The sequence below is a fragment of the Microcystis sp. BLCC-F210 genome, from assembly GCF_042134685.1.
GTDB lineage: Bacteria > Cyanobacteriota > Cyanobacteriia > Cyanobacteriales > Microcystaceae > Microcystis > Microcystis aeruginosa_D.
The window spans coordinates 2,233,324-2,245,814 of the sequence record NZ_CP169647.1; the positions used below are offsets into that span (position 1 = coordinate 2,233,324).

Sequence of the window (12,491 nt, forward strand, 5' to 3'; positions counted from 1 at the left end):
GTGTGGGGAGAAACAATCGATAACTTGGGAGTTAATCACACTATTAAAAGCAAATTTGGCTCTTCTAGGTTCTGTGTGATAAGTTTAACTTAGATAGGATCGAGCGATTTTTGTGTCCTTTTTGTCTTTGTGGTTCGTTCCACGCACTCGCCAGCAGCACTGTATCTTATACTAAATCTGGTTATTAAAAACTGATTATTTATTCCCCTTTGCCTTTTGCCTCTTGCATGAGTGCCTCTCCTCATAACTAGCCTGTACTCAACGGATTTAGTAAGTAGTCGTGCAAAATTAATTTCCTAGTAAAGATAGGCAAAAGGCAAGAGGCAAAAGGCAAGAGGGGGTTAGATATGTGTAATTAATTTTGCTTAGGTACTTATTAGAACACATTTTCCCCACCAAACTAAGAGAGCCAAAGGATTTAGTATGTATTGGCAATCTTTCCCGAAAAAAGAGGAGAAAAAAGCAAGTTCTGCTTTTCTCTCCTCTAGTCTAGCGAGTAATTTTTAATTACTGTGAACTGTTTTAGTAAGCGCCATTGTTCTTGGGAAAAACCACAACACCGATAGTTTTGAAGACTACCCAGATATCGGTTAACCAATTACGGGAATTAACGTAATACACATCCATTTGTACCCGCATGGGATAGGGGATGTCATTACGTCCAGAAACTTGCCATAAACCAGTTAAACCAGGACGAATAGTTAAAACTTTGTCGATGCGATTGCCATATTTCTGTAATTCTTCGGGAACTAAAGGCCGCGGACCGACGACGCTCATATCTCCCCGCAGGACGTTCCAGAATTGGGGAAACTCGTCCAAACTGGTTAAGCGGAGAAATTTGCCAATCCAAGTTATACGGGGATCGTCCTTAAGCTTGAAATTATCCTCGAATTCTGCCCGCAGTTGGGGAGAGTCTTCCATCAGTCTCTCTAACACCTTATCCGCATCCATCACCATAGTACGAAATTTGATACAGTTGAAATGCTGGAAGTTTTGACCGACGCGCTTCTGCACATAGAAGACCGGACCTGGGGAACTAATCGCGATCAATAAGGCTAAAATTAAATAAAGCGGCGAAAAGAAAATTAGAACCGATAGGGAGAAAACGATATCGAATAATCGTTTTGAGGTATCGCCGTCTAAAGCTATTAACCAAGATTTTTGATGCCGTCTACCAGAGACCGAGGGTTTGAACCCTCGCTTCATCAAAGCTTGTAGAGCCTTGACGGAGATAAGTTGGCTATTAGCAGTCATCTTACTCCTTCACATCACACACACCACACATTAACTATGATAAAGCCACAAGACTGAAAAAACAAGTCTTTGGTTAAATAACTGGCACTGGCCATTTTAGAGCCTTTGTACTGATAAGATTTCTGATTGGGGTTTGCTAAAAAAGTTTGTTGCTATGATTAGGAGTCGGTCCCGGTGTTAAAGTTGGCACCCCCAAGCATGAAAATATTCTGATTGACGAATTTGCCTTATTTCAGCTTCTATTCTCAAGTCAGGAGATTCTTTATTATAGCGTTTCCCAATCTCATGAGGTACACCAAAATCTTAACTCCTGACTTCTGACTGCTCAAAACCTAAGACTTTGTACCTCACAACTAGGGAAATTGCTATATTTATTCTTGCCACTTCCCAACTGGCTCTTCTGGGTTCTGTGTGATAAGTTTAACTTATGCTAAATCTGGTTATTAAAAACTGATTATTTATTCTCTCCTTTGCTTTTTGCCTGTTCTTATAAGTAGCCTATGTTCAACGGATTTAGTATTACATAGGATCGGTATCCTTTGTGTCTTTGTGGTTCGTTCCACCTCCTGGCTAGAAGAAATGTATCTTAAAATACATTTTGCCCACTAAATCCAAGAGAGCCTCCAATTCATAATTCAGGTTCTTCGGTTTGTCTTATGCAATGGACGGGGGTTATAAGGGATGGAACCCTTATATACAAAGGCATTTGGCGATTTTTGTCAATTGCTTTTGATCTAAAGCGAACTAATCAATTAAATTCCTTGCCAGATAAGGATTTAGTCGATTTATGCCCCCTATCGAACCATACCAAGTAACGAAGAGCCATAATTCATAATTCATAATTCATAATTCCCTCTCTCCTATATCTTTTAAACAGTATATCGAACCATACCAAGTAACGAAGAGCCATAATTCATAATTCATAATTCCCTCTCTCCTATATCTTTTAAACAGTATTTCGTATTAGAGATTTAATAAATAAAAGGGCATCAGTAAATGATGCCCTGTGGTTGAATATTTAAGTAGTTACAGCTTTAATCCTAAGAATGAATTATGCTCTTGTGTTTGTGCCTCTCCTGACTCTCGAAGTCTGAGTCTCGCAAACGACAACTTTACACTTCAGCATTAGGATAAATCGCCTACTTAGACGGTGCAGTACGTTTTTTCACACTACTTAGTTCTCGAATGCCTAACCAACCGATCAAACTATAGCCAATCGATAGCAACATACTTTGAATACCAATTCTTAACCACTGTTTCAAAGCTTCTAAGTTAGCTTGGCTTTCTGCCTGTTTTCGCCGATCTTGCAGCTGAGTTTGTAGCTGATTTTTTATCTCATCTAAGCGCTGTTTAAACTCCTTCGGTTTTTTGGACAAATCCCGTAAATTAGTTAATTGTTCCCTTTGTTGACGGAGACTCTGTAACTGTTCTGTGCTGATCGGTTGCCCTTGGAAACTGCCACTTTCAATCACTTGATTTCTCTGGGAGATCTGCTGTTCTAATAATTGGGGATTTTGGGATAGAGTATTTAACTGGGCTAAGAAAGCCTGAATTTGTCCCTCTCCTTGGTCAACACCCTGTTCGATTTGAGTCAAAGCGTTGTTTTTAATCTGGTTGGTATTATTGATATGAACGGGAATCATCAACAGAAAAACTAAGCCTAACAGTGTAGAAAAAATAAAGAGTGGCCAACGGAATTCAAAGCGTGACTTTCTGGGAATGATATCTTTATTGTTAGCGTCAATCCAGTAAGCGAGCAAAACGAGAACAATACCCAGAAGAGGAACAATTCCTCGATCGACAAAGGTGGTGACGAAACCTACCTGCCATTGGGATTGATTAAATCGATAGGGCATCGGTAGGATAAACGCATCCAAAAGGAAGGAAATAATGAAAACAAATCCCGTTAATTTCAGGGACAAAGAAGTAAAGCTGTTCATCGCTGTTTCTGTAATGGTATATCAATGAATAGATTCATTAGTCTGTTTAAAAGTTCTCCCTGGGGATTCGCGGGAGAATTTTGCCGAGAGGCACTCTGACAAACTGCAATTTCTAATTAACTTTTGGTCAACCTCCCGCTAAACCCTACGTTAAATCGTTCTGCTTGTCAACCCCTTTCGAGAATCGACTCTAGAAATATTACCTCAATATGGTATCGATAAACTTATCTATCCCCCTCAAGGAATACAATTTTCGTAACCGTTCAGGGAGGGGTCAAGCAGCCAAGCGAGGCCAAAAAGGTCATTCCAAATCATGGATTTCACCGCTTTCTCATCAAGGGTGCGCGCAAGTGGTTTGCCAAACATCCATTCAGTCCACCACCCTTTATGAAATGGTCATGCGATCGCTGATTGCCGATAGCACAGCGTAACCCTTCAAAAACACTGATGATTAAGACGATCGCTTTTGGACATGGTTAAATTTTCTTCAACTTGGCGATCGCTTTTTGGGGTCAATCGACGACCGACTCCCCAAAACAAAAACTTCCTGTCTCACCACTGAGATAACTGCTGTATCGAAAATCCTTACTCATCCCCTAAATAAGCTTCAATTACCGCAGTATTGCTCCTAACTGTGGCTGGATCTCCCAAAGCGATTAACTTACCGAAATCTAACACTGCCATGCGATCGCATAATCCCATCACTAAAGGCACATGATGTTCGATTAACAGGACAGTTAAAGCCAAATCATCACGAATTTGTCGAATTAGCTGACTTAATGCCCCCTTTTCGCTGGGATTCATCCCGGCTGCTGGTTCATCGAGCAGTAATAACTGGGGTTGCAAAGCTAAAGCGCGGGCAATTTCCAAGCGTCTTTGATCACCATAGGCTAAATTACGGGCTTTCCGATTGCTTTGGTCGGTTAATCCGACTAAATCTAATAATTCCCCTGCTCTTTTGTAGGTTTTTTCCTCCTCCCTTCTCGAAACTGGTAAACCTAAAATTCCTGTCCAGAGATTGGAGCTATTGTGAATGTGACCAGCGATCGCCACATTTTCTAAAGCCGATAATTCACCAAATAAGCGTAAATTCTGGAAAGTACGGGCAATTCCTGCCTGAGCAATTTGATGAGGACGATAGTTGGCCAGACTGCAGCCTTGATAAATTAAATCGCCACTGGATAGGGGAATTAAACCGGTGATCAGATTAAATAAAGTTGTTTTTCCCGCCCCATTGGGTCCAATTAAGCCAAAAATCTCGTTTTTTTGTACCTGAAAGGAAACTCCATCCACAGCGACTAATCCCCCAAATCGACGGGTGGCTCCCCGCACTTCTAATAAATTTGCTTTCATTCTTGTTAATAGATTAAATTAGTCGATTTTACTCGATCAAGACTATTGAAAGTAAGCATTGGGTTCTCTTGGATTTGGTGGGTAAAATGTATTCTAAGATACAGTCTTGCGGGCGAGGGAGTGGCAAGGAACCACAGAGACACAGAGGACACAAAGATCGATCCCATGTAAGTTGAACTGGTCGCAACGCGCTCGCTACGCGAGATCACACAGAACCTAGAAGAGCCAACATTGCACTGACCAAAAAAATATTTCTCAGGAGATTTACCCTAAAAGAATTAGTTTTAAAGATTTATTTGGCAATTATTTTGATTAGGAAATATTTTACACAATCCCTACCAGATAAGCAAGACGGCTCACTACTACTAGTGAATCACTACCGATAACGAAAAACTGCCATAATTGCAGCAATGTCCTCATCTAGCCAAAAGGCGATCGCTACTGATGAACAATGACGCTAAAATTATCGATCTTGTCATCCGGCTGTTTTTTCTAGGCCTGTTGTTATTTGCTGGTTTTACCCTGCTGCGTCCCTTCCTAACCATGATCCTCTGGGGAGCAATTCTAGCGATCGCTTGGTATCCGCTCTTTCTCTGGTTAAAAAAGTTACTCGCAGGCCGGGCAAAACTGGCCGCAGTTCTTCTCACCCTACTTTGTCTAGGGATTATTATCGGTCCGGTGAGTGGCATTGCGGCGGTTCTGGCGCGTAATCTGCGAACGCTGGCCGAATATATCGATACTGGTGCTGCGGTGATTCCCCCTCCCCCCGCTGATGTGGCCACCTGGCCGCTGATTGGCGAAAGGATTGCCAGTCTCTGGCAGCAAGCATCCGATAACACGGGTCAATTTCTCCAACGCTTCGAGCCACAATTAAAAGAACTGGGGAAAATCTCCCTTTCCCTGGCCACCAGTACCGGTCTGACGGTGCTGAAATTTATCGCCTCGATTCTGATTGCGGCGGCCTTTACCCTCTCGGCTAAAAATCTGACTCACCCTATGAACCGGTTAGCGGAAAAGATCGCCCCGGGTAGAGGAATCGCGCTGGCCAGTCTAACCGCCTCCACCGTCCGCAATGTTAGCCGTGGTATTATTGGCGTTGCCATTATCCAGAGTCTTTTGATCGGCATCGGTTTAGTGACGGTGGGAACCCCTGCAGCCGGTTTATTAACTTTCCTCACCCTAATTTTGGGCATTCTCCAAATTGGCCCCGGTTTAATTGTCTTGGGGGCGCTCATTCACGCTTGGGCAACACTCCCCAATTCCATCGCCCTACTATTTACCCTCTGGATGATTCCCGCCACCTTGGTGGATAATTTCCTCAAACCGATCTTAATGGGGCGCGGCCTGCCCATTCCCATGGTGGTGATTCTGCTAGGGGTGTTCGGGGGAGTGATCGCCTACGGGATTATCGGTTTGTTCGTCGGGCCGGTTCTGCTCGGTCTTTGCTACGAGTTAGTTAGGGCTTGGATTGGCGAGGATAGCTCTGAACCAGTGGCAAATAGTTCAAGGGGTGACAGAGGGGCTACAAGCTAGATAGAGCGGGGGGTCTAGCCAAACGACCCCCTAAAGAAATAGAGTGGTTAGGACAACCACTCAAAATTTTAAAATGTTACCTTCATTCTATCAGGCTTGTTTACAGGCGAACCTTAGCGAGGCGAGCTATTTGACCTTACAGCTCCTAATCCTGCTCTTACAAAGTCATCGGATAGTCCAACTAGAGAAACTGGCCGCTCTTTTCCCGCAACCGATAACCTTTGAAAGTAGAAGACGGAATTTGCAGAGATTTCTTAAGCTCCCGCAACTAAACGTGAAACTCTTGTGGTTTCCTTTGATCAAACAGATCGTCAAGCTAGAATTTAGCGGAAAAAATAAAAATCGAGAGCAAAGAAGAAGGCTCAAAAAACTGAAACACGCGGGAAGATTATTAGTCGTCATAGATAGAACCGATTGGAAGGGGAGAAATTTATTCGTCGCCAGTGTGATTTGTGGTCGGAGAGCTTTGCCCGTATATTGGGTGTTACTGAATAAAAAAGGAAGTAGCGCTCTCGGGGAACAGAAAAAATTCCTCAAGCCAGTCTTAGGGTTGTTGAAACCCTATCCGCTCGTCGTAATGGGAGACCGTGAATTTCAGTCAGCGCAATTAGGGAAGTGGCTTGACGACAGAGGTGTAGCTTTTATCTTCCGTCAAAAGAAAAGTACCTACACGCGATTGAAAGATGGAGAAAACTATCAAGCCCTTTCCGAGTTAGAACCGAACCGGGGCGAGCGAAACTTCTTTCGGGGAGTGACCCACACGAAAAGCCATGAGATCGAGGGGTTCAACCTAGCAACTTATTGGAAAAGAGGTTATCGAACTAAAGGGTCTAAAGAGCCTTGGTATTTATTGACCAACCTAGAATCTTTAGAGATAACTCTCAAGTTATATAAATCTCGATTCGGGATTGAAGCGATGTTCAAAGATTGTAAAACGGGAGGATATAATCTTGAAAAAACGAAAGTGAGCGAGCCTCGCTTTCTCGCCTTAATTTTATTAATCGCTATCGCTTACTCTTTGAATACAACCCGTGGTCAAAATCTCAAGAGATCGGGAACTCGCGATTATATTTGTCGCTCCAAAGAAGCGAAACGCGGTCCGGAAAGACATAGCGATTTTTGGATAGGTACTTATGGGAGCTTCTGGATCGAGTCGATGGACGCGTACTCGGAACTCGCCTTTTCTTTGATCCGCCTCAAGCCAGGAAAACACCCCGATTTTTCTAGGGGTCTAACGGCTATGCGCCTTATCCAGCAAGCCTTTTAGTCGCCTTGTCACCCCTTGAAGGCAAATAGTCCTGATCAGTCAGTCTAAATCTTTCCGGGGAACTTTGAGAGTCGCTAAGGAAAGGAGATTAATTTAGCCACAGTGTCCACGGTTTGCTGGCGACAGGTGCGACCATCGGCTAGGGTTCTTTCACCATCCATGTAACCCATAATCCCGTTATGATGGGTAGGTCCCAGGGAGATAATCTTGATAATGCCGAGACGACGAGCTTGATTCCAGTAGGACAACCAAGCGATCGGCCAGCGTTCGGGAAAAATCGTCCGACCGATCGGTTCTACTGTATCCCGTTCACCGACTAAATGATAGAACCGATCCAACTGCAAAAAACCGACATTGCCGCTAAAAACACCCCCCAGAGAAATCATTTCGATGGGTACTTTCAGGAATTTTTTGAGATAGATAATTGCACCCAAGGAAACCTGAGCGCCGCCACTATAACCGATAAAAGTAATTGGTATCTTACTGCCCAAGGGATAATCATTGTGTAGTAATGCCTCAAGAATCACTCCCGCCGAACCCTGATTAAAAATTGGTCCGTAGCGATCATCGGCCGAAACCACGATCTTAAATAAATTCCGCAGATTGATTAAAGCCATTACACCGTTATGCCCTTTCTGACCGTTTGTTTCCACCCATTGCCAGAAACCGGCTAGAGGGCGCTCGGAATCGGTTAAGGCGCGATTAGTGGTGGAATAGGGCATAATATTGCCGACGATCCGCACTTGCGCCGGTAAAATCCCGTATAATTCGGCGAGAAAATTTTGAGCGTAGGGTTTCAAGCGAGTGGACTCCTGACAGATGCCGTCGAGATAGACGATATAACGCTGCACTTGGTTTTGGGGTGGTGCTAGTTGCTGCCAGGGTTCCTCGGCATAGACGCGACTGGGACTGTACCAACCGGCCCACCAACCCAGGGCCTCTAGAGGCGAGGTCAGTGCTTCTAGAAATAAACCCAGGAAGAGTAATAATAGACTAAATCCGATCAGATCGAAGGTCAGTCGCACGGCATCATCAAGAGCAAAAAATCCTTCCTGTAGCCAAGTTTTGGCGGGGGAAAATAGGAGAATTAAACATAAACCTAAAAAACCTAGCCCCACATATTCTAGAACTGTTTTGAGATTTTGAGTTTTTATTACTTCTAAATGATGACCGATTCTGAGAAATTTTTTACTAATTGGTGAGATAAAAAGAGACATTTCCGTGAGATAATTCTGCCAAAGGGCTTCGTTTTTCGTCTTTTCTTCCTCTGTTTCCTCGCCGTTATCTTTTTCTAGGTCTTCTGGGTTGATTCCCGAATCGACAATTTTTTGCAAGTGTTTTTTATCGATTACTAATTCGACCCCTAATAATTTTTCTGTCAGCCAATGGACAGCGAAAATAAAGGGATAACCGATAGTTTTCTGGAAAACTAAAAGCACAAGAAAACCTAATAAAGAGGCGATGAAAGCGTGAAGTAAAGCAATATTGAGGAGAACAGTTAAACCCACGGCCAGGGCTGCCACACTCCAGAGTATTAATAAGATATAAATCGCCCGACCAGCGTAGGGAAGAGCGATCGCTAATCCGAAGATAAAGGGTGCGTAACTAAATCCTAGGGTACTGGCCACCTCAAATAGGCGGGTATCACCCCGAAATAAGAGGATAGTAACTAGCCAAAGTCCAGCGGCCCAAATGCCAAAATTAAAAGCGTAGAGAATAGAGGTAATTAATAAACTAAAAATAAAGCGGCTGGGGGGAATCCGGTTAACAAATAAGACAAAACTTTGTCCGATCGCCTCGGAAACACTAGCGATAAAGACAACGATAATCGCTTCTTCCAAACCAAAGCGCAGGGATTTAATGGTGATGAAGGCCCGGGGATCGAGAACCAGTACACCGAAAAGAGTCGGCCAGGAAGGGGCAAGAAATAAAAGCAGCAATCCAGCGATTCCTAGTAATCCCAAAAGAGCCAAGGCTTGAATCAGTTGTTTCACGGGCGTTGTTAAAGTTAGATCGGTTAATGATAAGAAGGTCAGAGCGAGCGGTCGCAACGCGCTCGCTACGCGAGATCGAGGTTTACCGGCGGCTAGTTTGTCCGTCGATACTTAGAATCATTGAAGATGGAAAAAAATCAAATATCATACTTAGGTGAACCGATAATTTTCTCCGGCTCCGCTCAAAATCCTTGATTCTGTCCTATCCATAATAAACTCATTCTCCGATGACAAAACCTATCCGCGCCCAATCACCGCTAAAATTTCTCGCCCCCCATTTTAACCCCTTGGTCTTGGCAGCAATTTATCGGCTGTTGCCTTTCTATTTGCGATCGCAATGTCAGATTGAGCGGGTGGAAGGGGAAAATAGCGAAATTCTCGTCGATTGTTACCGCCGTTTCCAAGCTGGACAGTTGCGGTTTCTGCTTGCCTATCGTCATTCCAGCACTAACGATCCCCCCTCCTTGATCCATTATCTTCATACCAACCTGCCTAAAATAGCTGCAAATGAGGGAATAAGTTTAAATAAGCCAGTTTTTGGCTATTTTCTCTACGATCGAGGCATTCCCCTCTGGGGCGGTCCAGTAGCTAATTGGCTCTTACCGGCGATCGGTGGCGTTCCCGTGATCCGCGGTCGTCCCGATTTCGGCTGTTTGCGTACCCTGCGCCATCTCTACGTTCGCGGGCAATTTCCCCTGGCCATTGCGCCGGAAGGCTATACCAACGGTCACGGCGAACTGGTCAGTCGTTTAGAATTGGGCTGCGCTCAAACCAGTTTTTGGTGTGTCGAGGATCTGGTGGCAGCGGGGGAGAATCAGCAGGTGTCTATTGTCCCCATCGGCGTGAGGTATCAGTATTTAGAAAATCCCTGGCCGAAGATTTGGCAACTCTGTCGGGCGATCGAGCGCGAATGTGGTTTTCCTCCGGGAGATGGGGCCAATCGGCAATTAGAACAATCTCTCTCCTCGAGGGAATGGAATCCAGAGCAGCAATTGACCCCAGAGGAAGAGGCCTTACTCTACCCGAAACTATTGCGTATTGCTGAATATTTATTAGAACAAATGGAAAGTTTTTATCGGCGTTTCCATACCAACCTTCAGTTAGAGGAACAAGCGGCAAAGTTAGCCAATTTGAGTCCGATCGAGGGATTAACCCTGCGTTTACAGGGATTGATGGATGCAGTATTAAAAATGTTGGAGGGATATCTGCAAATGCAGCCCCATAGCGATCGCAATTTGATCGAACGCGCCCACGATATCGAGGATACGGTCTGGGATTGCATCTATCGTCGGGACGTGGACATCCAAACCCTCTCGGACGTGGAAAGAGGTTTGGCGGATCTAGTCGCGTCGGAAGCGCATGAACATCTCTGGCACATGAGATGGGTGGAGAATTTTGTCGTCGTCACCGGCCATTATCTACAAAATAAACCCACCGCTAGAAGGTTTGCAGAGACTTTATTGATGATTAATGCCCTGATTCACGAAATTACGGGCAGAGGCCAAGCTCGGCCGGCAATTGCACCACAAAAGGCGATAATTACCGTAGCAGAACCCCTCGATGTGACGGCACGCTGGCACAGCACCTATCAACGGGACGGGACAGCCAAAAAACAAATCGATGACAAACCCTTGACATTAGGAACTAAATATGATGTGAAGACTAGGAACTTTACCCACGATCGCCGTTATCAGCGTCATCGCGATCATTATTTTGCTGAATGTCTTGGTGGCTTGGTTTCACTATAACGCTCTGGTATTTCTCCCCCCCGAACATCGCCGGTTTCCACCAGTATGGATGTGGTTGATGATCATCCCGATTGTTTATCCGGTTTTTATCTGGATTATCTCAGCTTTCAAGCTACCAGCATCCTATCGCTCGGCTCTAGGAGAAAATGCCCACCAGTTTGGTAGTTGTAATCAGCGTCTGGGATTAGCTTGGGCGATCGTGGCCACTACCCTATTTTTACCCAGAGTTGATATCCTCAGTTTTGTGGCCTATGTGGTTTTAATGATTATTTATTGGCAGAAACTCAACAAAATGAAGAAACATCTCCTACAGAAATAATCTTTCAGTCACTGGCCTGTAATTGCTAATCGTTGCTTCTCCTCTCATCCCTTACTTTCCCGAATGAGCATTGCCAAATTAATTATCTCGATCGTCGCTCGACTTTTTCCGGGGGCAATTTTCTATCAACCCACAGGAGAGAAAATTATCGCCCTTACCATCGATGATGCACCCACCCCCAACGATCCCGAAGGAAAATCCACCGATCGCATTTTAGCAGCGATCGCAACTCATAATCGAGAAAAAGCCAGTCCAGCAACCCCCGTCAAGGCGACTTTTTTTCTGATTACAGGACACCTGCAACCGAACTCCACCTTGATTGAGCGTCTAATCGCCCAAGGTCACGAAATCGCTAATCACGGCACCCAAGATCTCCGCACCAGTCAACTGGCTGCTGGTGCTTTTGCTAGTCAGTTTCGGGAAGCTAACGATATTTTAAGTCGTCTTACCGGTCAAGCACCGCGCTGGTATCGTCCCGGTCAAGCCTTCTATAATCAATCTATGCGCTCGTTTTTGCGGAAATTCCCCGGCTACGAGTCCCGATTTGCTCTCGCTTCCATGATTCCTTTAGATACCAGAAAAGGAACGAATCATCCTCAATTTACCACTTGGTATATCTCGCAATTTATTTTCCCCGGTGCGATTTTAGTGCTTCACGGTGGTTCCCCCGAAAGAGATGAAAATACGGCGATCGTACTGAAGAATTTATTAGCGAAATTACACGATCGAGGTTATCAGGTGGTCACTCTCAGCCAATTAGTTGATCACAAACGTTATTAGGTAGTCGTGCAAAATTAATTTCTTGGTTAGGATAGGCAAAAGTCAAGGGGCAAGGGGCAAGAGGTAGTTAGATATGTGTAATTAGTTTTGCTTAGGTACTTGGGTGACATTTTAAGAATAAGAAAAGATGATAGTAATCTGACAAGATTTAGCGATGACAGTTGCCAAGAGATTTTCATCAATCTTGATGGACTTCGTTACCCTGAAAAATCCTGTATTTTTTAACAAGTCAGACTAAATCTTTCCGGGAGGAGTTGCAATTTTTTTCTTGGCATAAGTTGCTATTTAACAGAGGAAAATATA

General features: G+C 44.3%; 10 protein-coding genes. 6 read left to right on the plus strand and 4 right to left on the minus strand.

Annotation, left to right across the window (positions count from 1 at the left end; translation table 11 throughout):
• Window positions 1-522: 522 nt before the first annotated feature.
• Window positions 523-1,254 carry a sugar transferase gene (locus ACE3JL_RS10770; RefSeq protein WP_045361591.1) on the minus strand — a complete coding sequence of 244 codons (732 nt, stop codon included), beginning with the start codon at window positions 1,252-1,254 and terminating at the stop codon, window positions 523-525.
• A gap of 1,139 nt (window positions 1,255-2,393) precedes the next feature.
• Window positions 2,394-3,194, minus strand: a complete 801-nt coding sequence (locus tag ACE3JL_RS10775; RefSeq protein WP_375329451.1) for an HpsJ family protein — start codon at window positions 3,192-3,194, stop codon at window positions 2,394-2,396.
• Between the two features lie 209 nt (window positions 3,195-3,403).
• Here ACE3JL_RS10775 and ACE3JL_RS10780 point away from each other — a divergent pair, with 209 nt between their 5' ends.
• Window positions 3,404-3,625 carry a hypothetical protein gene (locus tag ACE3JL_RS10780; RefSeq protein WP_271989582.1) on the plus strand — a complete coding sequence of 74 codons (222 nt, stop codon included), beginning with the start codon at window positions 3,404-3,406 and terminating at the stop codon, window positions 3,623-3,625.
• Window positions 3,626-3,779: 154 nt separating this feature from the next.
• Here ACE3JL_RS10780 and ACE3JL_RS10785 read toward each other — a convergent pair whose 3' ends face one another.
• Window positions 3,780-4,547 carry an ABC transporter ATP-binding protein gene (locus tag ACE3JL_RS10785; RefSeq protein ID WP_150975551.1) on the minus strand — a complete coding sequence of 256 codons (768 nt, stop codon included), beginning with the start codon at window positions 4,545-4,547 and terminating at the stop codon, window positions 3,780-3,782.
• 444 nt (window positions 4,548-4,991) lie between these two features.
• Here ACE3JL_RS10785 and ACE3JL_RS10790 point away from each other — a divergent pair, with 444 nt between their 5' ends.
• Both ACE3JL_RS10790 and ACE3JL_RS10795 read left to right on the plus strand, forming a co-directional pair.
• On the plus strand, window positions 4,992-6,080 hold the full coding sequence (locus ACE3JL_RS10790) for an AI-2E family transporter (protein ID WP_375329452.1): 1,089 nt from the start codon (window positions 4,992-4,994) through the stop codon (window positions 6,078-6,080).
• A 73-nt stretch (window positions 6,081-6,153) separates the two neighbouring features.
• Window positions 6,154-7,347, plus strand: coding sequence for an IS4 family transposase (locus tag ACE3JL_RS10795; protein ID WP_375329453.1), 1,194 nt, complete (start codon window positions 6,154-6,156; stop codon window positions 7,345-7,347).
• Window positions 7,348-7,421: 74 nt separating this feature from the next.
• Here the strand turns inward: ACE3JL_RS10795 and ACE3JL_RS10800 are convergent, their stop codons facing one another.
• Complete coding sequence (locus ACE3JL_RS10800; protein ID WP_375329454.1) at window positions 7,422-9,341, minus strand: YIP1 family protein; 1,920 nt, start codon at window positions 9,339-9,341, stop codon at window positions 7,422-7,424.
• A gap of 227 nt (window positions 9,342-9,568) precedes the next feature.
• Here ACE3JL_RS10800 and ACE3JL_RS10805 point away from each other — a divergent pair, with 227 nt between their 5' ends.
• From ACE3JL_RS10805 to ACE3JL_RS10815, 3 genes are all read left to right on the plus strand, one after another.
• Window positions 9,569-11,089: a glycerol acyltransferase gene (locus ACE3JL_RS10805; protein ID WP_375329455.1), complete on the plus strand. Its 1,521-nt coding sequence runs from the start codon at window positions 9,569-9,571 to the stop codon at window positions 11,087-11,089.
• Window positions 11,070-11,408, plus strand: a complete 339-nt coding sequence (locus tag ACE3JL_RS10810; protein WP_375329456.1) for a hypothetical protein — start codon at window positions 11,070-11,072, stop codon at window positions 11,406-11,408. The genes ACE3JL_RS10805 and ACE3JL_RS10810 overlap by 20 nt, the downstream gene beginning before the upstream one ends.
• A 63-nt stretch (window positions 11,409-11,471) precedes the next feature.
• On the plus strand, window positions 11,472-12,188 hold the full coding sequence (locus tag ACE3JL_RS10815) for a polysaccharide deacetylase family protein (RefSeq protein ID WP_375329457.1): 717 nt from the start codon (window positions 11,472-11,474) through the stop codon (window positions 12,186-12,188).
• Window positions 12,189-12,491 lie beyond the last annotated feature (303 nt).

Excerpts from the sequence above, each read along its gene's own strand:
- ACE3JL_RS10770 (WP_045361591.1), bottom strand. The coding sequence starts at position 1,254 with ATGACTGCTAATAGCCAACTTATCTCCGTCAAGGCTCTACAAGCTTTG.
- ACE3JL_RS10775 (WP_375329451.1), bottom strand. The coding sequence starts at position 3,194 with ATGAACAGCTTTACTTCTTTGTCCCTGAAATTAACGGGATTTGTTTTC.
- ACE3JL_RS10780 (WP_271989582.1), top strand. The coding sequence starts at position 3,404 with ATGGTATCGATAAACTTATCTATCCCCCTCAAGGAATACAATTTTCGT.
- ACE3JL_RS10785 (WP_150975551.1), bottom strand. The coding sequence starts at position 4,547 with ATGAAAGCAAATTTATTAGAAGTGCGGGGAGCCACCCGTCGATTTGGG.
- ACE3JL_RS10790 (WP_375329452.1), top strand. The coding sequence starts at position 4,992 with ATGAACAATGACGCTAAAATTATCGATCTTGTCATCCGGCTGTTTTTT.
- ACE3JL_RS10795 (WP_375329453.1), top strand. The coding sequence starts at position 6,154 with ATGTTACCTTCATTCTATCAGGCTTGTTTACAGGCGAACCTTAGCGAG.
- ACE3JL_RS10805 (WP_375329455.1), top strand. The coding sequence starts at position 9,569 with ATGACAAAACCTATCCGCGCCCAATCACCGCTAAAATTTCTCGCCCCC.
- ACE3JL_RS10815 (WP_375329457.1), top strand. The coding sequence starts at position 11,472 with ATGAGCATTGCCAAATTAATTATCTCGATCGTCGCTCGACTTTTTCCG.